A 19,088-nucleotide genomic window follows, 5' to 3' on the forward strand; every position below is an offset into this window, starting at 1 on the left:
GAACCCCCATGCGACCCTTGTACCGCGTCCTGGGCGCCACCCCGGCGCTCGCCCTGAGCTTGCCTGCCGCCGCGCAGGTCGTCGAAACCGCCGGCTACCCGGCCGCTGCCGCCGGCGACGGCGCCACCACCGGCGGCTACAACCTCTCGCGCTGGGCGGAGGACTGGCGCAAGCTGTGCGATCCCGCCAAACGAGACGATCCGATCGATGCGCTGAAGTGCCTGAAGCTGACGCCCGACGGCGACGTCTATGTCACGCTCTCCGGCGAGGCGCGCCTGCGGATGAACCACACCACCAACCCCAATCTGCGCGACAGCCGCGCGCAGCGGCAGGACATCGTCCGGCTGGTCGGCGGCGCGGACGTGCACATCGGCGAGCATCTGCGCGTCTATGGCGAGGTTGCGCATGGCGGCATCACCGGCGTCGAGCTCGGCGCGCCCGCTGCGACCCTGCGCAACGCAGTCGCAGTGCAGCAGCTGTTCGTGGAAGCGAAGGGCGAGGTTGGCGGGATCGATGTCGGCGCCCGCTATGGCCGGCAGGAATTCACCGACGGACCGAACCTGCTGGTGTCGCAGCGCGACAACAACACGATCCGCTACACGCTCAACGGCTTTCGCGGCTGGGCGCGGGGAAAGACGGTGCGGGTCGATGTGTTCGACCTGAAGCCGACCCAATATGGCGATCTCGGCGCCGACGACGATGTGATCGATCCCGCGCGGCGCTTCTCGGGCGTGAGCCTGGGGTTCGTGGTGCCCAAGGCCTGGGTGGGCGGCGCCAAGCTCTATTTCGATCCGTTCTTCTGGCGCCGCCGCAACAAGGTGGGCACCTGGGGCGGGCGGATCGGGCCGGGCACGCGCTTTTATCTCGGCACGCATCTCTGGGGCGAGGCGGGGCCGGTGACGCTCGACTGGTCGATAAATCACCAATGGGGATATTGGCGCGACCAGCAGATCGATGCCTGGCAGGGCTTTTTCGCGCAGAACATCCGGCTGGGCAGCGGCAAGCGCGCGCCCCGGATCGGCTTCCATGCCGACTATGCCAGCGGCGGGGGCGGCTATGGCGGGGCCACGCTGCGCAACGCCTATGCGCCGTTCGGCAACAACATCTATTACAGCTACGGCCTGTTCCTCACGCCGAGCAACCTGGTCGCGCTGGCGCCGACGCTGAACCTGTCGCCGACATCGAAGCTGCGGCTGAACCTCGAATACCAGCGGGCGTGGCGCGCGAACGTGTACGATGCCGTGTACCGCGCCAATGGCCAGCCCTTTGCCGGTACCCAGAACGTGCGCGATTCCCGCATCGCCGATGTCGCCCGGGTGCAGGCGGTGTGGGCGCTCACCCCGCGGCTGTCGCTTACCGGGCGCTACGAGCATCTCGCCGCCGGGCCGTCGCTCACCAAGGCAGGTTATGCGAGCTCGGACTTCGTCGCGGGGTGGATCAGCTTCCGCTTCTGACGCGGCCCGGCGATCCGCCACCAGCCGAGCCCGCCATAGAGGAGCGCGAGGCCGAGCAGCGTGAGCACCCCGGGCGCCACGTCGACGAGGCTGGCGTGCATCTGGTTGAGCGGCACGAACACATGGACGCCGCTGGTCGAGGGGATCGCGTGCGAAAGCGCGCGGACGAAGCCCGGCATCTGGTCGAGCGGCCACGCGGTGCCCGACAGGAAGAAGAACGGCGCCGAGGTGGGCGCGAGGATCACCATCGCCCGCTCCGACCGGTCGAAGAAGCTGCCGAGCCACAGCCCCAGCCCGGCGACCGAGCCCGCGAGCAACGGCGCGGCGAGCAGCATGCCCGCGACATTCTCGTCGCGCGGGATGCCCTGCACCCAGAAGATGAAGCCGAACAGGAACAGGCAGGTCAGCAAGCCGACCGAAGTGAAGGCAGCCAAGGTGCCGGCATATTCCGCGTGCCCCATCCGCCAGCGGCCCTCGCTGCGGCGCCCGCCGACGAAGGTCGCGGCGCCGAACAGCAGGGTCTGCTGGATGATCACGATGGCGACGGCGGGGAAGACATAGCCCTTGTAGCCTGCCGTCGGGTTGAACATCGGCTCGCGCACGATGGTGACGGGCGGGCCCGCACGCACCGCCTGTCCCAGCACATCGAGCTTCTCGACGGCAAGATGGCGCAGCACGTCGGTCACCGCTTCGCCGATCGTGCTCGCGCGGAGCAGGTACGAGGCATTGACCCAGATCGCGATGCCCGCGCCGGGTGCGCCGGTGCGTAGCTGGCGCTGCAGCCCCCGCGCGATCAGCACCACGCCGTCGGCCTTGCCGGCACGCAGCCGCGCCTGCCCCTCGGCGACGCTCGGCGCATGATCGACCACCACCACCGCGCGCGTCGCCTCGAGGTCGCGAACCAGCTGGCGGCTGAGCGCGCTGGCATCCTCGTCGACCAGCACCACCGGCAGCTGCTGCGCGACTTCCTGGCTGTATGGGGCCGGGTAATAGAAGGCGTAGAGCACCACCGCGAGCAGCATCGTGCTGAGCAGCGTGCGCGAGGTGAGCACCGTCGCCCAGGTGGCGCGGAAGGCGGCGGCGAAGCTCATCGCGCCTGTCGCCGGATCAGCGCCCAGGCGATGCCGCCCGGCACCAGCACATAGGCGAGCAGCGCCAGCATCGGCGGCACGATGGTGCGGATGTCCTGTCCACCCAGCTGGCCGGTCTGGAGCGCGAGATAATGGGTGAGCGGCAGCACCTCGCTCCAGAAGCGCGCAAAGCCGCTGCCGCCGTTGAGCGGCAGGGTCGCCCCGGCATAGGCCAGCGCCGAGCCGGCATAGACCGCGCAGACCGACAGCGCCGTCGCCGTCTCGCGCGCGGCGGCGACCAGCAGCGCGGAGATCGCCGCGGTGCCGAGGTAGAACAGCGTCTGCCCCGCGACGATCGCCGCGATGCTGCCCTCCACCCGCCAGCCGCGTGCCAGCGTCACGAACAGCAGCCAGGCGACGCCCCACAGGCTCGCCGCCGCGACATAGGGCAGCAGCTTGCCGAACAGCGCGGGTACGATCGCGCCGCTGCGCGCCGCCCAGCCGCCGAGCGAGCGATCTTTCAGTTCGCGCCCCAGCGCCATCGCGCAGGTCACCGCCGCCACCAGATGCAGCACCGCCGGGTAGATCAGCGTGCTGAGGAACCATTCGAAGCTGGACGCGGCGTTGTTGAGCGGCACGGCCTCGACGGCGAAGCGCCGGGTGGGATCGGGCGGCAGCGCGTGGCCGGAGAGCTGATCGACCACCAGCGTCGCCGCGGCGGCCTGCACCGCGCCCGCCGCCCCGCTCGCCGCCTGCGAACCGGAGGAAAGGAAGCTGGCATTGTACAGAATCCGGATCACCGGCGTGCGGTGGCGGGCAAGCCCCGTGCCGAGATCCTTGGGCAGATGCACGAACCCGGCAGCATTGCCGCGCCGGATCTCGTCCACCGCCTCCGCCTCGGTGGCGCGGAGGCCGGCGATGCGCACGAGCGGCGCGGCGTCGATCGCGCGGAGGATGCTGCGGCTCGCCGCGCTGCGATCGTCGTCCACGACGATGATCGGCAGCCGCCGCAGCGATCCCTGCCAGAACATCGCGCCGATCAGGAACAGCAGCAGCGCGGGGATCAGCGTCAGCCCGGCCAGGTCCCAGCGGTCGCGCGCCAGATGGCGCAGCTCCGCCCGCAAGGCGTGGCCGAAGGCGCTCATTGCGGCCAGTCGAACAGCACGCTCATGCCGGGGCGCAGGCCGGGGATCGCGGCGGCCGGGCGCAGCTTCACCTCGAATGCGCGGACGTCGTAGCCCGAGGCCTGGCGCGTCGCGCGCCACGTCGCGAAGTCGCCGCGCGGGGCGATCTGGTAGACGGTGAAGTCGCCGTCGCGGCCCAGCGCGGGGATGTGGCCGCGCAGGCGCTTGCCCATCGCGATGCCCCGGAAGCGATCCTCGCGCACGGTCAGCGCGATCCAGGGATGGTCGATGTCGAGCACCTGATAGGCGGGGATCACCGGGCTGACGACTTCGCCCGGCTGCACCAGCTTGCGCGACACTTCGCCGTCGATCGGCGAGACGAGCTGCGTTTCGCGACCGAGCGCGGTGGCGGTCTGCAGCGCGGCCTCGGCGATGCGGACCTGCGCAGCGGCGGCCTGCTTGTTCTGCGGGCGGGCGCCGGCCATCGCCTTCAGATATTGCTGGCGGGTGGCTTCGGCCTGTTTGGCGGTGGCGTCGCGCGCGGCTGCCGCCTCGTCGCGCCGCTGCGCCGCGACCACGCCCTGCGCGTACAGGTTCGCGGTGCGGCGGCTGGTAACGGCGGCGAGATCGGCCGCGGCCTGCGCCGCCTGCCAGGTGGAGCGCAGCGAGGCGATGTCTTCCTGCCGCGCGCCCTCGTTGGTTTCCGAGGCGATGGCGCGGGCGGCGTCCACCGCGCCCTGCGCCTGCGCCTTGCCGCCGGCGATCTCGGGGCTCGACAGCGTCGCGAGCAGCGCGCCGGCACGGACCCGCTGGCCCTCCTCGACGACCAGCTTCTCGACGCGGGCCAGCGCCTTGGTGGCGACGTTGACCTCGTCGGCATCGACCATGCCCTGCAGCTGCTCGGGCGCGGGCCGGTTGGCGAGCCACAGCCCGCCGACGATCAGCACCAGCACCGCGATGCCGAGCGCGATCGCGAGGAGGGGCGGCTTGCGGTGCGGCGCGGGCGCGGGTTCGTCGGTCATTGCTGGTCCTCCACGTGCCGGTCGGCGCGCGCCATGAAGTCGCTATAGTCGTCGACGCGGTGGCTGGCGGCGAGCAGCGCCATCAGCCCCAGGTCATATTCATAGGCGGCGGCGAGCCGCTGGGTGCGCACCGTGGCGAGCGCCGCTTCGGCATCGATCAGCGCCGACGATGCGACTTCGCCTTCGCGGAACGAGAGCTGCTGGACGCGGAGATTTTCCTGTGCGGCGGCGAGGTTGGCATCGAGCAGCAGGAAGGACCGGCGCGCCGCCTCGGCGATGTGCCAGGCGCGGACGATCTCGCCCGCCACGTCGCGGCGCGCCTGGGCGGCGGCATCGGCGGCGGCGGCCTGGTTCTCGCGCGCGGCGGAGAGCGTCTTCTGCCGATCGAAGTTGGAGAGCAGGGTCATGCGCAGCGACACGCCGGCGATCCAGTCCGGCTCGGTCGGCAGCGCGTTGTTGCGGTTGGCGTTGTAGCTGCCGAAGGCGAAGGCCTGCGGGCGATAGCGCGACTTGGCGAGATCGACCCCGGCCTGCGCGGCGGTACGGGCGGCGTCGGCGCCCTGCGCGCGGGGCGATTGCTCGACCCCGTCGAGGAAGCGCTGGAGCGGCGGCAGCGGCTCCGAATGGACGAACAGCGGGGTCGAGGCAGTGATGCCCGCCGGCTGGTCGAGCAGCCGCGCCAGCGTATCGGTGGCGATCGCCGCCTCGCTGCGGGCATGTTCATGGGCGCGCTGCGCGGTGTTGCGGGCGACTTCGACCTCGAGCACGCGGGCATGGGCGAGCACGCCTTCCGCCTCCAGCTTGCGCGCGTCGGACAGGTGGCGGTCGAAGGCTTCGAGCTGCTCACGGGTGGAGACGGTCAGCTGGCTCGCGACCTTCTGGCCGAAATAGGCGCGCACCAGGTTGACGCGCGACAGGTCCTGCCCGCCCGCCTGCTTGGCGCGGGCGATGCCGACCGCGGCATCGGCGCCCTTCTGCACCGCCGGGATCGCGCCGCCGGTGTAGAGCGGCATCGCGGCGGTGATCGCCGGGCGGAACACGGTGTCGCGGGTTTGGAATTCGAGCGTGTTGGGGATCGCGCCGAACAGCCGGGGCAGCGCGGCGCCGATCCGCTGCGTCACCTGCGCGACGACCTGCGCGCTCTCGCCGGAGAACTGGCCGCCGAGCTGGTCGAGAAAGCCGTTGGTCGCGCTCAGCGCGTCGGCCTTGGGCTCGGACAGGTCGACCGACAGCGTCTTCTGATATTCGATGACGCTCGCCGAGGCGGTAACCACCGGGCGACGGAGCGTCCGCGTGGCGGCGGCGAGATCCTCGCTCGCGCGGACGGCATGATCCTCGCCGCTGAGCCCGGGCGAGGCCTTGTCGAGCCGGGCCAGCGCGGCCTGGAAGCTGAGCGAGGTCGCTGGTGCATCCTGCGCGGCGGCCCGGTCGGGAACCATCAACCAGGCAAGAACCAGCATCGCCGTCCCGCCACGGCAGCGTTGCGCACCCTTGCGCAGCCGATCCCGATCCACGGTTCGCACCTTGTCGTTCCCCCTGCGTCCGAAAGGACATCGGCCTGCGTGCTGGCCGGTATCCCTCATGGTGCTTGCGCATATTTGCAGCGACAGGCGGGCGCAATGCATTTTCTTGCGCGGGACTTGCGGCGGACAGATGCGCGATCTTGCACCGGGCTGGACGGATCTCCCGGTGGCGGCCGCCGTCCGCCGGGTGCATCAGGCCGGAACCGGCTCCGCAGGGTTCGTGTCGGCGGGTGCGAGGCGATTGCGGAACAGCCGATGGGCCTGTCGCTGCTCGATGACGCGCCCCGCGACGTAGAGGACCGCGAAGATGCCGGCGAAGCTGTAGCCGGGAATGCGCATGCTCTCCGCCGCATAGGCCAGCGCTGCGAACGGCGCCGGCGCGATGAAGCACCACAGCAGCGGATGGCTGGTTAGATCGTAGCGCAGCGCGGCGCCGTCTTCGGCAGGGACGATCCGCAAGGTTCCATGCTCGAACGACGCAAGCTTGTCCTGCGAGTCCGGATTTTCCTTGTGGAAGGTCAGCGTGTCGGTGCCGTATTCCAGCGTCGTCCCGCGTTCCTCGAACACGGGCGCCAGCTGGGCGAACGGGTCCCCGTGCGTGCCGGTCAGCGGCACCGCGCCGCGAACGTGCCAGATCCAGTCGATCGCGCGCAGCCGGCTCATTCCGCAGCCACCGCCGCTTCCGGCAGGCGCGGCGCGCGCAACCGCTTCAACCAGCCGACCACCGGCCGAAACGGATAGACCATCTGCTCCTTGATCCCCAGCCGGCGACAATCGTCGAGCCCGACATACTTGGCTTCGGAGTCGCGGCAGGTGCCGAAGATCCGATCGATGAAGATGAAGGTGTTGGCGTAGTTGGTGCGGCTGCTGTCGTAATCGGGCGAGTGGTGCAGGCTGTGATGTTCGACCGTGTTGAACAGATAGGACCACCAGCGCGGCGTGTTGAAGCGGATATTGGCGTGGGTATAGGCGCCGATCGCCATGCCGATGCCGCCGGCGAGCAGGGCTGCGCGCGGCAGGAAATCGAAAAAGCCGCCAATGCCCAGGCCGATCAGGAACAGCTCGATCGGATTGCCGACCGACCCCTTCAGCGCGTTGAGCTGGGTGATGTGGTGGTGCGGCGCATGGGTGAGCCACAGCGGCGTCCAGTTGTGCATGCCCCGATGCATCCAATACTGGCCGAAATCGAAGATCAGCAGGATCGCCAGCGCCTGGAACAGGATCGGAATCTGGGCCGCCCAGGCGGTCTTGAGGTGGAAATAGGCCTTGATCGCATCGATGATCGCATCGTCGCCGAAATGCTTGCCGGCATATTTGATCAGCGTGTAGCTCATGCCGACATAGAAGAGGTCGCTGGCGAGCTCCTTCCAGGTCAGCCGCCAATGGGCGTGCCGCTCGCTGATCCGCTCCATGCCGAGCAGCGCGATCTTGAAGACGATGCCGATGCCCACCGCGACCGAGGCCTTGGCGATCGAATCCGGGGCGAAGGTCCAGAACAGGATCATCGCCACCAGCACCGCCGGCTGGAAATGGGTGAAGATGAAGCGCTTGACCGGCCCGCCCTGCACGCCTGCCATTTCGTTCGCGTTCGCAACAGCTGCATCCATAATCGCGCCCGGTCCTCGCCCGTGATTCCGATGATTTGAGGATGACCGAAAGCGGCGGCACGTGCCGTAAGTCGTTTGACGTAGCGGGCGATTTCGCGGCTTGTCCGGTGTTGGGCTGTGGCCCAGCATGGCCGGCATGAACCGATTGTACCGCTGCTTTCCGCTCGCGCTCGGCGCTTCCCTGCTGCTCGGGGCGGCGGAGCCGAAGCCGCTGGCCTTCGCGCCCTGGATCAACGGCACGGCGGCGAACGAGCCGGAGACGCAGGTGCAGGCGATCGACGCCGATACCTTCGTGATCCGCCAATCGGTGAAGACCAATTTCGAGGCGCCTTTCCTGTACCTGCTCTTCGGCCGCGACCGGGCGCTGCTGCTCGATACCGGGGCGGGCGGGCTGAAGATCCGGCCAACGGTGGACCGGCTGGTCGCCGACTGGCGGGCCAGGCATGGCGGCCGCGCGATCCGGCTGGTCGTCGCGCATTCGCACGGGCATGGCGACCATCATGCCGGCGACGACGAATTCCGCGACCGGCCGGATACCGATGTCGTCGGGCTGACGCCGTCCGAAGTAGCGGCGTTCTTCCGCTTCGCCGATTGGCCGCAGGGCGTGGCGCGGTTCGATCTGGGCGGGCGCGTGCTCGACCTACTCGCGACGCCGGGGCACCAGCCGGCGCACATCATGGTCTATGATGGGCGCACCCGGCTGCTGTTCTCGGGCGACATGCTCTATCCGGGGCGGCTCTACGTGCCGCTGAACCATTTCGACGATTTCCGCAGCAGTGCCGAGCGGCTGGCGGCGTTCGCCGGGACGCATCCGATCCGGGCGCTGCTCGGCGCGCATATCGAGATGACGACCGCGCCAGGCAAGGATTACCCGATGGAAGCGCCGGTGCATGCCGACGAGCATGGGTTGGCGCTGGCGCCGTCCGCTATCGAGGAATTGCGCGCGGCGGTGGTGAAAGCCGGGCCGGTGCCGGCGATCGACCGGCACGCGGATTTCATCGTGTATCCTGTGCCGGCAAGGCCGAACGACTGACGCCCTTTTCTGTCATCCCGGCGAAAGCCGGGATCCAGTCGCCTCTCGGTTGTCGCTCCTGCCGAGACCTAGTGCCAATGGATCCCGGCTTTCGCCGGGATGACGGCTTGAGGGGTAGGGAAAAGCGTCACCCCCGCGCGATGTACGCGCGCCAGCCGCCGAGCGCGGTGATGTCCTCCGCGCCGGTCATCGCGCGCGGCTCGGCGACGAAGCCCTTGACCAGGCTGCCATCCGCCAGCGTCACCGTGCCGATCGCCAGCGGCGGCGGCACCTCCGCCACGAAGCTGCCGAAGGCGGCCATGTCGAGTTCGTAGACTTCGAGCGCGATTGCCGCGCCGTCCTCGCTATGCACCAGCGCGGGCTTGGGGGGCACGCTCTCGGCCATGGCGTAGAGCTTGTAGGTCGGCGCGGTGGTGGTTGCCTCGACGAACTTGGCCTCGCGCGACGTCAGCTGCCAGTGCAGCGGCATGCCTTCGAGATGGGCGCCTACGACCGCGAGCTTCACCGTTTCCATCCGTCCCTCCAGGTCCAGCGGCGGCGGGGATGCCGGCGCGGGGAAAAATGCGTGTGCCGCGTCGAGCAGCGCGCGATCGGTGCCCGCCGGGCCCATCAGCGTCACGCCGAAGCCGACCCCGCTGGCATAGCTGCCCGTGGGTACCGCGATCGCCGCCATGTCGAGCAGGTTCACGAAATTGGTGTAGGCGCCGAGGCTCGCGTTGAGCCGGATCGGCTCGGCGAGCATCTCCGCGACGCGGTAGCTGGTCGGCGCGGTGGGGAGGGCGAGCAGGTCGACCTGCTCCCACATCGCCTCCGCCGCGCGGGCGAGTTCGGCGAGGCGGTAGGCGCCGTTGAACGCGTCGACCGCGCTATAGCCGAAGCCTTGCTCGACGATCTCGCGCACCACCGGGTGGATCGCATCGGGGTTGTCGAGCAGCAGGCCTTGCAGCGCGGCGGTGCGCTCGGCGACCCAGGGGCCGTCATAGAGCAGGCGGGCGGCTTCATCGAGCGGGGCGAGGTCAATCTCGACCAGTTCGGCGTCGAGGCTGGCCAGCGCCTGATGGTAGAGGAATTCGGATTCGATGTCACCGAACCAGCGGCATTGCTCGGCGCGGGGTACCCCGATGCGGCGGCGGGCGCGCGGCACGTCCGGCAGCGCGCGGGAGAGCGAGTCCGTGGCGTCGAAGCCGGCGGCGATGCTGTCGACCAGCGCGACATCGTCGGTGGTGCCGGCGAAGACGGTGATGCAATCGAGCGTGCGGCAGGCAGGCACGAGGCCGGTGCTGCTCCAGCGCCCCTTGCTGGGCTTGAGCCCGACGAGATGGTTGAACGCGGCGGGGACGCGGCCCGAGCCGGCGGTGTCGGTACCGAGCGCGAAGGCGACCAGCCCGGCGGCGACCGCCACGGCGGAACCGGAGCTCGACCCGCCGCTCACCCAGGCGCGGTTATAGGCATTGCGCGGGATGCCGTACGGGCTGCGCGTGCCGTTGAGCCCGGTGGCGAACTGGTCGAGATTGGCCTTGCCTACGGGGATTGCCCCGGCAGCAACCAGCTTCGCAACCACGGTTGCCGATTGCTCGGGCTGAAAGGCGAAGGCAGGGCAGCCGGCGGTGGTGGCGAGGCCCGCCAGATCGATATTGTCCTTCACCGCAAAGGGCACGCCAGCGAGCGGCAGCGTCTCGCCGGCGGCTATCCGGGCATCCACCGTCGCGGCTGCAGCGCGGAGCGCACCGGGCTCGAAGCGCGCAATCCATACCGCCGGCTGGACCGCGTCATAGGCGTCGAGCCGTGCCAGTACGTCCTCGATCACCGCCACCGCGCTGCGCCGTCCCGCCTGCACCTCGGCCGAGATGCTTGCGACCGAGAGCCGGTCGAGCGCGGTCATGCGCGCACCAGCGCCAGCACCGGCGCGCCCGGGGTGACCGTCTGGCGCTCGGCGACATAGAGCGCCGCCACCGTGCCTGACGCGGGGCTGGTCACCGGGAACTCCATCTTCATCGCTTCCAGCACGGCGATCGTCTCGCCCGCGTCGATGGTGTCGCCGACTTCCTTGAGCAGCTTCCACACGCTGCCCCCGAACGGCGCTTCCACCAGCTCGGCACCGTCGGGCACCGTCACCGCTTCGCCGGCGCCGTCGTCGGCGGTTTCGGTGAGGCTGGCGACGCGATCGAACTCGCCCTTGCGTTCCCAATCGGCGCGCTCGGCGGCGAAGGCGGCGTTGCGCTGCTTCTCGAAGGCGGCGATCGAGCGGGCGTTTTCGGCCAGGAACTCGCGATAGTCGGCCAGCCGGAACTCGGTTTCCTCGATCTTGATTTCGCGGCGCCCGAGCGGGAAGTCGCGCCGCCATTCGGTCAGCTCTTCATGGCTGACGGGGAAGAAGCGGATCTGGTCGAAGAAGCGGAGCAGCCAGGGCTTGCCCTCGGCAAAGGCGCCGGTCTGGCGATAGGTGTTCCACACCTGGATGGTGCGGCCGAACAGCTGGTAGCCGCCCGGACCCTCCATGCCATAGATGCACATATAGGCCCCGCCGATGCCGACCACGTTCGGCGGCGTCCAGGTGCGGGCCGGGTTGTATTTGGTGGTGACGAGCCGGTGGCGCGGATCGATCGGGGTGGCGACCGGTGCGCCGAGATACACGTCGCCCAGGCCGTAGACGAGGTAGCTGGCGTCGAAGATGATCCGGTGGACCTCCTCGGCGCTTTCCAGCCCGTTGGCGCGCCGGATGAACTCGATATTGTCCGGGCACCAGGGCGCATCGTCGCGGACCACGCGCATATAGCGCTGGATCGTCTCGTGGATCGCGGGGTCGTTCCAGCTGAGCGGCAGATGGACGATGCGCGAGGGGATGACGAAATCCTCGAGATCGCCCAGCTCGTTCTCGATCTGCGTCAGCCGCTCGATCAGGCCCGCTTCCTTGAGGCGGATGCCGTCGATATGCACCTGGAACGAGCGGATGCCGGGCACGATGTCGAGAATGCCCGGCAGCGCGAGGGCTGCGAGCGCCGTGGTCGCGGCATGGACGCGCAGGCGCAGCTCGAGGTCGAGCGTGATCGGGCCATATTCGACCAGCAGGTTGCGATCGCCCTGGCGGCGGAACAGCACGCGCGGGCGGCGGCCCTTGGCGGGCAGGTCGACCAGGATCGCGTCGCGCCCGCCGCCCTTTGCCGGGTGGGTGGCGGTGGCGGCGCGGCCTTCGATCCAGGCTTCCTCGGCCTGGGCGGCGGCATCGGCCTCGTCGAGGCTGACCTGTTCGAACTGGATGCGGTCGCCGGGGGCGAGCTGGCCGATTTTCCACAGATCCGCCGCGATGACCACGAACGGGCAGACGAAGCCGCCGAGCGAGGGACCGTCGGGGCCGAGGATGATCGGCATGTCGCCAGTGAAATCCAGCGCGCCGATCGCGTACGGATTGTCGTGGATGTTCGACGGGTGGAGCCCCGCCTCGCCGCCATCCTTGCGTGCCCAGTGCGGCTTGGGGCCGACCAGCCGCACGCCGGTGCGGTTGCTGTTGTAATGCACGCCCCATTCGGCGGAGAGGATCGTGTCGACATCTTCCGGCGCGAAGAAATCGGGGGCGCCGTGCGGGCCGTAGAGGACGCGGATCGTCCAGTCGGGGCCGAGTTGCGCCTGCTCGATCGCGCGCGGGCCCGGGATCACCGCCGGGGCATGATCGGTGAGGTGCAGCGTGTCGCCGACGCGCAGCACGCGTCCGCCATGGCCGCCGAACTCGCCGAGATCGAAGGTGCTGGCGCTGCCGAGATAGCTCGGCACGTCGAGCCCGCCGGCGAACAGGATATAGCCGCGCATGCCGCCGCCGGTGACGCGGCCGAGTGCGAGCGTCTGGCCCTCGGCGATGGCGACGGGCTTGTTGCGGGGGACCGGCTTGCCGTCGAGCGTTGCGGCGAAATCGGCGCCGGTGAGGACGATGCGCGTCGCGGTGTTGAACTGGAGCGTAGGGCCGGTGGCGGTCACCTCCAGGCCGGGCGCGGCGCTGTCGTTGCCGAGCAGCATGTTGCCGAGGCGGAAGGCGCGCGCGTCCATCGGTCCGGAGGGCGGCACGCCGATGTCCCACAGGCCGACGCGGCCGGGATAATCCTGCACGCTGGTCGCGGTGCCGGCCGAGCGGACGACGATGCTCTGCGGGCGGTGGACGACGGTTTCGAGCGAGCGCGTCGAGACGTCGCCGGTGACGAAATCCTCGCTGCGCGCCACGTCGCGCAGCCAGCGGACATTGGTCTCGATGCCGGCGAAGCGGGTGTGGTCGAGCGCCGCCTGCATCGCGGCGACGGCGGACTCGCGGTCCTCGCCATGGACGATCAGCTTGGCGAGCATCGGATCGTAGAAGGAGGAGACGGCGCTGCCCGATTCGACCCAGCTTTCGACGCGCACGCCTTCGGGGAACACGACATCGGTGAGGGTGCCCGAGGCCGGGCGGAAGTCGACCGCCGGATCCTCGGCATAGAGCCGCGCCTGGATCGACCAGCCCTTGGGGGCGGGGACGGGGGTGTCGAGGAAGCTGTAATCGCCGCCTGCGCCGCGCACCATCCATTCGACCAGATCGACGCCGGTCACTTCCTCGGTAACGCCGTGCTCGACCTGGAGCCGCGTGTTCACTTCGAGGAAGAACCAGTCCTGGCGGGCGGGATCGTAGAGGAACTCGACCGTGCCGGCGGAGCGATAGTTCGCCGCCTCGCCCAGCCGCACCGCCGCCTCGATCAGCGCGGCGCGGACGGATTCGGGGAGGTGCGGGGCGGGGGCTTCTTCCACGACCTTCTGGTTGCGGCGCTGGAGCGAGCAGTCGCGTTCGCCGAGGGCGACGACGCGGCCCTGGCCGTCACCGAAGATCTGCACTTCGACATGGCGGGCGCGCGGCACGAAGCGTTCGAGGAACAGCCCGGCATCGCCGAAATTGCCCGCGCCCAGCCGCGCCACCGCCGCATAGCCGTCGCGCACCGCCTGTGCGTCGGTGCAGACGCGCATGCCGATGCCGCCGCCGCCGGCGGTCGCCTTGAGCATCACCGGATAGCCGATCCGCGCCGCCGCTTCGAGCGCGGCGTCGACGCTGTCGAGCAGGCCGGTGCCGGGGGCGAGGGGGACGTGCTGCGCCTCGGCGAGCGCGCGGGCGCTGTGCTTGAGGCCGAAGGCGCGGATGCTGTCCGGGCTCGGGCCGATGAACGCGATGCCGGCGGCCTCGCAGGCTTCGGCAAAACTGGCGTTCTCGGAGAGGAAGCCATAGCCGGGGTGGATCGCGTCGGCGCCGGTTTCCTTCGCCGCCGCCAGGATGCGGGCGACGTCGAGATAGCTTTCCGCCGCCGGTCCCGGCCCGATCCGTACCGCGATGTCGGCGAGCGCGACATGGCGCGAGGCTTCGTCGGCGTCGGAGAAGACGGCGACCGAGCGGATGCCCATCTTCTTGAGCGTGCGGATGATCCGGCAGGCGATCGCCCCGCGATTGGCGATCAGGACGGTGCGGAGCCCACTCATGCGGTGACGATCATGCGCACGGGGGTGGGGTTGAAGCCGTTGCAGGGATTGTTGATCTGCGGGCAATTCGAAACGACCACGGTCACATCCATTTCTGCGCGAAGGTCCACGGTCAGGCCGGGCGCCGAGATGCCGTCGACGATGCCCAGCGCACCATCGGCCTCGACCGGCACGTTCATGAAGAAATTGACGTTCGACACGATGTCGCGCTTGCCGCGGCCGTCGCGGAGATTGGCTTCGAGGAAATTGTCGACACAGGCGTGCTGCGCCTTGGTGTGGTGGCCGTAGCGCAGCGTGTTGGACTCGCACGAACAGGCGCCGCCGATCGTGTCGTGATACTCGACCGCCGTCGCGGTGATCGTCATCATCGGCCGGCCCTCGTTCGAGCGCAGCACGCTGCCGGTGCGCAGGAAGATGTTGGCCTGCGCGGCGATCGTGTCCTGCGCGCTGTAGCGCTCGGCATCGTCGTGGGTGGCGTAGAGCAGGAAATCGACCGCCTGGTTGCCTTCGAGATCGACGACGCGGAGCGTTTCGCCGGCCTTCACCCGGTGCAGCCAGGGGGCGCGGGCGGGGACGGTCTCGTCATGGATCACCCGGCCGGTGAGGCCGGCGAGTGCCGTATCCTGTTCCATCAGCGGCGGACCCAGTCTTCGGTGTTGAGGAAGGCGCGCTGCCGCTCGGGCGTCGCGTTGCGGATCGGATCGTCCTCCGCCGTTACCGGCCCGCGCCAGGCGGTGGCGCGCAAGGGGGTGACGGTCCAGGGGCGCGGATCGAGCACGTGCGGGCAGTTGGCCAGCACGACGATCAGGTCCATCTCGGCGCGGAGCACCAGCGCGCGGCCGGGGACGAACGGCCCGAGCTGCGGTTCGGTGCTGCCGTCGGCGGCGATGCGGACGCCCTTGAACAGGTTGATGCACGGATGGACGTCGCGGCGGGCGAGGCCGTGCTTTGCTGCGCCGAGCAGCAGCCGGCCGCGGGCATTGGGATACGGCCCCGAATTGCTGCCGTCGCCATAAAGGCGTGCGTTCGAGGCGGCGTTGGAGGCGCCGCAGAATGCGTCGTGCGTGCCCGCGTCATCGTGCTCGATGCTGGCGAGCACGCGGCCCATGTCCGACAGGAACAGGCTGCCGGTGCCGAGATAGGCGTTCCACTGCACCTTCACCGTATCGGCGACGTTGAGCCGCTCGGCCGGCATCGCGGCGTTGAACAGCTGGAGCGACGCGCAGGTATCGCCCTGCAGGTCGATCAGCCGCAGCCGGGTGCCGCGCGCCAGTACGCGGCTCGCATAGCCGCCGGCGGCGATCGTCTCTTCCCAGACCAGATCCTCGGCGCGCACGCCCGCGGGCAGGTCGTCCGCCTTGGGCGGCAGGATCGGCATCGCCTCGACGACGGTGCCGGCCATCGCCCGCGCATGGTCGCGCGCGGCATTGGGGTCGGCGAGAATGCTCATGCCGCCTTGCTCCCTTTAGGGGCCGCCGCCTCGTCCTGCTCGTGGAGCGGGGGCAGCAGCGCGGTGGTGGTGAAGAGGCGCAATTGCTGCACGCCGCGCACCTTGCGCAGCGCGTCGCACAGGTCGCGCAGCCGGCGCGCCGGGCCCTGGACCAGCAGCACCTCGAGCGACTGGTCGTCCTCTAAAAACACGTGCTGCGAGGAGATGACCTCCTTCAGATACTCGGCCTGGGTCTGCGCCAGCTGGTGGCGCACGCGGCCGAGATCGGCGCGGTAGACCAGGGTGATCGTGCCCGCGAGCATCTCCTCAGGCCGCGAGGCGGCGCTCTGCTCGGCGAGTTCGTCGCGGATCAGCTCGGCGATCAGCTGCGAGCGCGAGGGGAGCCCGCGATCCTCCACCATTTCATCGAGCTGGCGGAAGAGTTCGGCGGGCAGGCTCATGCTGAGCCGCGCGAGGGAGGAGGAGGGTTCCTTCACAGTGATTCCTCTTTCCCGGTTATTACTGATTCTGTCAATCGTAATACTTCCTGCTGCGCCTCGACGATCGCCGCGCGCGTCTTGCGGGTGAGGTGGAGATCGTAGACGGCGGTCGCGCCGTAGCGGTGCGGGGCGTGCGGATCGATGCGTCGCTTGTCGAAGGTGAGCACGCGCGTGCCGAGGTTGAACGCCTCAGAAATGTCGTGGGTGACCATCAGCACGGTGAGGGCGTGTTCCTCCCACAGCTTGAGGATCAGCCGGTGCATGTCCTGGCGGATGCCGGGATCGAGCGCGCCGAACGGCTCGTCGAGCAGCAGCACGCGTGGCCTTGCGATCAGCGCCTGCGCGATGGCGAGGCGCTGCTGCATGCCGCCGGAGAGCTGCGCCGGATACAGGTCGAGCGCGTCGCCCAGTCCTACTTCCGCCAGCATCGCGGCGGCCTCGTCGCGCGCGCGGCGGCGGGCGGCGCCGAACAGCCGGGCGGTGAGCGGGGCGCCCACGCATTCGCGCTCGAACATCACGTTCCTGAGCGCGGTCAGATGCGGGAACACCGAATAGCGCTGGAACACCACGCCGCGATCGGGGCCGCATTCGCCGGGCAAGGGCGTGCCGTCGAGCAGGATCTTGCCACGGGTCGGGCGTTCCTGGCCGAGCGCGAGCCGGAGGAAGCTGCTCTTACCCGCGCCCGAGGGGCCGACGATCGAGACGAAGCTGCGCTCGGCGATGTCGAGATCGACCCGCTCCAGCACGATCTTGTCGCCATATTCGAGCCAGACATTCTGGAAGGAGAGGAGCGCGCTCATCGGCCGGCTCCGTGTGCCCATGCGAAGGCGCGCTTGCTGAGCTGGGCCAGTGCCACGTCCATCAGGATGGCGAGGATCGAGATCCAGGCGACGTAGGGAATGATGATGTCCATCGACAGATAGCGCCGAACGAGGAAGATCCGGTAGCCGAGTCCCACGTCCGACGCGATCGCCTCGGCCGAGATCAGGTACACCCAGGCCGGCCCGAGCGAGAGGCGGATGCCCGCGATCAGCCGGGGCAGCGCCTGCGGCAGCGCGACGCGGAGCGCGAGCTGCCAGCTGCTCGCGCCGAGCGTCTGCGCCTTGATCAGCTGTTCTTGGGGAATCGCGGTGATGTGGTCGGCGAGGTCGCGGATCAGGAAGGGGGTGACGCCGATGACGATCAGCGCGACCTTGGCGGTGTCGCCCAGCCCGAAGACGATGAACAGCACCGGCAGCAGCGCGATCGGCGGGATCACCGCGATCGTCGTCACGAAGGCACCGAAGGTGGCGCGGGCGGCGGGCAGCACGCCTAGCACCATGCCGACGAGCAGCGCCGAGAGCGCGCAGATGCCGAGCGCGAGCCCGAGCCGCTCCAGGCTCGCCAGCGTGTCCGCCCAGAAGAGCAGCCGGCCGCTCAGCGGATCGGCCTGGGCAAGCAGGCCGTGCATCGCCTCGACCATCGCGCCCGGCGTCGGCAGCAGCTTGTCCGAGGGGTTCTCGGCGTGCCGCGCCGCCGAGGCGAAGAGGTAGACGATCGCCGCGAGCAGCAGCGGCAGGCTGCCCAGCAACCAGCCGGTGCGGCGGCGGGGTCGGATGTTCACCCAGCGCATAGAGGAGCCGGCCTCAGAGCTTGCCGGCCGCGGCCAGCTCCATATAGGTCGGGTCGAAGCGCAACTTGACGTTGTTCGCGTCGCCGATCGTCTTGCCGGGCACCGATATGCCGATCGCGTCGGCGGACTTGGCGCCCTGGCCGAACAGCCCCTTGGAGAAGCTGAAGTCGCGCACCTTCACCATGGTCGCGCCGATCGCCGGCGACTTGACCGCCGCGACGGCATCCTGGGGCGTGCCGTAGAGATGGGTGGTGGTGAGCTGGGCGTCGAACGCCTGCGGGGTGGCGCCGGCGAGCTTCGCCATCGCCGCGCGGGCGGCGGCGCCGGCGGCATCCTTTTTCTGCATCAGCTGGATCGTCTCGTACCAGATGCCCGCCAGCGCCTTGCCGAGGTTCGGGTTGGCCTTGAGCGTCGCGGTGTCGACGGCGAGCAGGTCGAGGATCTCGGCAGGCACCTGGCTCGAATCGAACACCTTGGCAGCACCCGGCAGCTTGGCGACTTCGGTCAGCTGCGGGTTCCAGGTGACGACGGCGGTGGCGGCGGGGTTGGCGAAGGCGCCGACGATGTCCGCGTCCGAGGTGTTGACCGTCTTCACGTCCGACAGCTGGAGGCCCACCGAGGAGAGGCCGCGCGCGAGCAGATAGTGCGAGACCGAGAGCTCGACGAGATAGACGGTGCGGCCCTTGATGTCCGCCAGGCTCTTGGCGTTCTTGAGGACGATGCCGTCATTGCCGTTGGAATAATCGCCCAGGATGATCGCGCTGGTATCCTTGCCGCCGGCGGCGGGGATGGTGAGCGCGTCCATGTTGGTGACGGTCACGCCGTCCAGCTTGCCGGCGTTGAACTGGTTGACCGATTCGACATAGTCGTTGACCTGCACGAAGTGGATTTTCACCCCGTATTTGTCGGCCCATTTCTTCACGATGCCGGCCTGTTCGGCATAGGGCCAGGGCATCCAGCCGGCATAGATCGACCAGCCGATGTTGAAGTCGGTGCGCGCTTTTGGTGCACTGCCGCTACCGCCGCACGACGCCGTCGCCAGCATCGCCATTGCCGCCACTGCGATCCGCGCCTTCGACACCCATTTTGTCATGATCGACCCCCATGTTCGCAGCGCGAGAAAGCGCGAATTTCAGCCGCCGGATGGTCGCAACCGATATTACGTTTGCTCAATCCAGTAATACGACTTATAGGCATGTCACATGGCATGTGTCACTCCAAATCGTGATGCTG

General features: G+C 69.3%; 16 protein-coding genes. 2 read left to right on the plus strand and 14 right to left on the minus strand.

Annotated features, from left to right (window positions below):
* Nucleotides 1–8: 8 nt before the first annotated feature.
* Nucleotides 9–1,454 carry an alginate export family protein gene (locus tag SPI01S_RS14465; protein WP_066723846.1) on the plus strand — a complete coding sequence of 482 codons (1,446 nt, stop codon included), beginning with the start codon at nucleotides 9–11 and terminating at the stop codon, nucleotides 1,452–1,454.
* Here SPI01S_RS14465 and SPI01S_RS14470 read toward each other — a convergent pair.
* The 6 genes from SPI01S_RS14470 to SPI01S_RS14495 form a co-directional block, all read right to left on the minus strand.
* On the minus strand, nucleotides 1,406–2,545 hold the full coding sequence (locus tag SPI01S_RS14470; protein WP_066723849.1) for an ABC transporter permease: 1,140 nt from the start codon (nucleotides 2,543–2,545) through the stop codon (nucleotides 1,406–1,408). The genes SPI01S_RS14465 and SPI01S_RS14470 overlap by 49 nt on opposite strands.
* On the minus strand, nucleotides 2,542–3,669 hold the full coding sequence (locus tag SPI01S_RS14475) for an ABC transporter permease (protein ID WP_066723852.1): 1,128 nt from the start codon (nucleotides 3,667–3,669) through the stop codon (nucleotides 2,542–2,544). The genes SPI01S_RS14470 and SPI01S_RS14475 overlap by 4 nt, the downstream gene beginning before the upstream one ends.
* Nucleotides 3,666–4,670, minus strand: coding sequence for an HlyD family secretion protein (locus tag SPI01S_RS14480; RefSeq protein ID WP_066723855.1), 1,005 nt, complete (start codon nucleotides 4,668–4,670; stop codon nucleotides 3,666–3,668). Before SPI01S_RS14480 ends, SPI01S_RS14475 begins: the two co-directional genes overlap by 4 nt.
* Nucleotides 4,667–6,130, minus strand: coding sequence for a TolC family protein (locus SPI01S_RS14485; RefSeq protein WP_066723951.1), 1,464 nt, complete (start codon nucleotides 6,128–6,130; stop codon nucleotides 4,667–4,669). The genes SPI01S_RS14480 and SPI01S_RS14485 overlap by 4 nt, the downstream gene beginning before the upstream one ends.
* A gap of 255 nt (nucleotides 6,131–6,385) precedes the next feature.
* Nucleotides 6,386–6,856 (minus strand): hypothetical protein, encoded by a 471-nt coding sequence (locus SPI01S_RS14490; RefSeq protein WP_066723859.1) that lies wholly within the window; start codon nucleotides 6,854–6,856, stop codon nucleotides 6,386–6,388.
* Complete coding sequence (locus tag SPI01S_RS14495) at nucleotides 6,853–7,800, minus strand: sterol desaturase family protein (RefSeq protein ID WP_066723862.1); 948 nt, start codon at nucleotides 7,798–7,800, stop codon at nucleotides 6,853–6,855. Before SPI01S_RS14495 ends, SPI01S_RS14490 begins: the two co-directional genes overlap by 4 nt.
* 136 nt (nucleotides 7,801–7,936) lie before the next feature.
* Here SPI01S_RS14495 and SPI01S_RS14500 point away from each other — a divergent pair, with 136 nt between their 5' ends.
* Nucleotides 7,937–8,833: an MBL fold metallo-hydrolase gene (locus tag SPI01S_RS14500; protein WP_084253488.1), complete on the plus strand. Its 897-nt coding sequence runs from the start codon at nucleotides 7,937–7,939 to the stop codon at nucleotides 8,831–8,833.
* Nucleotides 8,834–8,960: 127 nt separating this feature from the next.
* Here the strand turns inward: SPI01S_RS14500 and atzF are convergent, their stop codons facing one another.
* The 8 genes from atzF to SPI01S_RS14540 are packed head-to-tail and all read right to left on the minus strand — an operon-like array spanning nucleotide 8,961 to nucleotide 18,948.
* Nucleotides 8,961–10,715: an allophanate hydrolase gene (gene atzF, locus SPI01S_RS14505; protein ID WP_066723868.1), complete on the minus strand. Its 1,755-nt coding sequence runs from the start codon at nucleotides 10,713–10,715 to the stop codon at nucleotides 8,961–8,963.
* Complete coding sequence (gene uca, locus SPI01S_RS14510; protein ID WP_066723871.1) at nucleotides 10,712–14,314, minus strand: urea carboxylase; 3,603 nt, start codon at nucleotides 14,312–14,314, stop codon at nucleotides 10,712–10,714. Before uca ends, atzF begins: the two co-directional genes overlap by 4 nt.
* On the minus strand, nucleotides 14,311–14,946 hold the full coding sequence (locus tag SPI01S_RS14515; RefSeq protein ID WP_066723874.1) for an urea amidolyase associated protein UAAP2: 636 nt from the start codon (nucleotides 14,944–14,946) through the stop codon (nucleotides 14,311–14,313). Before SPI01S_RS14515 ends, uca begins: the two co-directional genes overlap by 4 nt.
* Nucleotides 14,946–15,764, minus strand: a complete 819-nt coding sequence (locus SPI01S_RS14520; RefSeq protein ID WP_066723877.1) for an urea amidolyase associated protein UAAP1 — start codon at nucleotides 15,762–15,764, stop codon at nucleotides 14,946–14,948. The genes SPI01S_RS14515 and SPI01S_RS14520 overlap by 1 nt, the downstream gene beginning before the upstream one ends.
* The gene (locus tag SPI01S_RS14525; RefSeq protein WP_174539112.1) at nucleotides 15,761–16,204 is read right to left on the minus strand and encodes a CopG family ribbon-helix-helix protein; all 444 of its coding nucleotides are present in this window, start codon (nucleotides 16,202–16,204) and stop codon (nucleotides 15,761–15,763) included. Before SPI01S_RS14525 ends, SPI01S_RS14520 begins: the two co-directional genes overlap by 4 nt.
* 32 nt (nucleotides 16,205–16,236) lie before the next feature.
* Nucleotides 16,237–17,043, minus strand: a complete 807-nt coding sequence (locus tag SPI01S_RS14530; protein WP_066723881.1) for an ATP-binding cassette domain-containing protein — start codon at nucleotides 17,041–17,043, stop codon at nucleotides 16,237–16,239.
* Nucleotides 17,040–17,855: an ABC transporter permease gene (locus SPI01S_RS14535; protein WP_010543567.1), complete on the minus strand. Its 816-nt coding sequence runs from the start codon at nucleotides 17,853–17,855 to the stop codon at nucleotides 17,040–17,042. Before SPI01S_RS14535 ends, SPI01S_RS14530 begins: the two co-directional genes overlap by 4 nt.
* 13 nt (nucleotides 17,856–17,868) lie before the next feature.
* Nucleotides 17,869–18,948, minus strand: coding sequence for a putative urea ABC transporter substrate-binding protein (locus SPI01S_RS14540; RefSeq protein WP_174539109.1), 1,080 nt, complete (start codon nucleotides 18,946–18,948; stop codon nucleotides 17,869–17,871).
* Between the last annotated feature and the right edge of the window lie 140 nt (nucleotides 18,949–19,088).

The sequence above is a fragment of the Sphingomonas pituitosa NBRC 102491 genome (assembly GCF_001598435.1).
In the GTDB taxonomy this organism is placed as follows: Bacteria; Pseudomonadota; Alphaproteobacteria; order Sphingomonadales; family Sphingomonadaceae; genus Sphingomonas; species Sphingomonas pituitosa.

Excerpts from the sequence above, each read along its gene's own strand:
- SPI01S_RS14520 (WP_066723877.1), bottom strand. The coding sequence starts at position 15,764 with ATGAGCATTCTCGCCGACCCCAATGCCGCGCGCGACCATGCGCGGGCG.
- SPI01S_RS14495 (WP_066723862.1), bottom strand. The coding sequence starts at position 7,800 with ATGGATGCAGCTGTTGCGAACGCGAACGAAATGGCAGGCGTGCAGGGC.
- SPI01S_RS14480 (WP_066723855.1), bottom strand. The coding sequence starts at position 4,670 with ATGACCGACGAACCCGCGCCCGCGCCGCACCGCAAGCCGCCCCTCCTC.
- SPI01S_RS14515 (WP_066723874.1), bottom strand. The coding sequence starts at position 14,946 with ATGGAACAGGATACGGCACTCGCCGGCCTCACCGGCCGGGTGATCCAT.
- SPI01S_RS14470 (WP_066723849.1), bottom strand. The coding sequence starts at position 2,545 with ATGAGCTTCGCCGCCGCCTTCCGCGCCACCTGGGCGACGGTGCTCACC.
- atzF (WP_066723868.1), bottom strand. The coding sequence starts at position 10,715 with ATGACCGCGCTCGACCGGCTCTCGGTCGCAAGCATCTCGGCCGAGGTG.
- SPI01S_RS14465 (WP_066723846.1), top strand. The coding sequence starts at position 9 with ATGCGACCCTTGTACCGCGTCCTGGGCGCCACCCCGGCGCTCGCCCTG.
- SPI01S_RS14485 (WP_066723951.1), bottom strand. The coding sequence starts at position 6,130 with ATGCTGGTTCTTGCCTGGTTGATGGTTCCCGACCGGGCCGCCGCGCAG.
- SPI01S_RS14540 (WP_174539109.1), bottom strand. The coding sequence starts at position 18,948 with ATGACAAAATGGGTGTCGAAGGCGCGGATCGCAGTGGCGGCAATGGCG.
- SPI01S_RS14525 (WP_174539112.1), bottom strand. The coding sequence starts at position 16,204 with ATGAGCCTGCCCGCCGAACTCTTCCGCCAGCTCGATGAAATGGTGGAG.
- SPI01S_RS14530 (WP_066723881.1), bottom strand. The coding sequence starts at position 17,043 with ATGAGCGCGCTCCTCTCCTTCCAGAATGTCTGGCTCGAATATGGCGAC.
- SPI01S_RS14475 (WP_066723852.1), bottom strand. The coding sequence starts at position 3,669 with ATGAGCGCCTTCGGCCACGCCTTGCGGGCGGAGCTGCGCCATCTGGCG.
- SPI01S_RS14500 (WP_084253488.1), top strand. The coding sequence starts at position 7,937 with ATGAACCGATTGTACCGCTGCTTTCCGCTCGCGCTCGGCGCTTCCCTG.
- SPI01S_RS14490 (WP_066723859.1), bottom strand. The coding sequence starts at position 6,856 with ATGAGCCGGCTGCGCGCGATCGACTGGATCTGGCACGTTCGCGGCGCG.
- uca (WP_066723871.1), bottom strand. The coding sequence starts at position 14,314 with ATGAGTGGGCTCCGCACCGTCCTGATCGCCAATCGCGGGGCGATCGCC.
- SPI01S_RS14535 (WP_010543567.1), bottom strand. The coding sequence starts at position 17,855 with ATGCGCTGGGTGAACATCCGACCCCGCCGCCGCACCGGCTGGTTGCTG.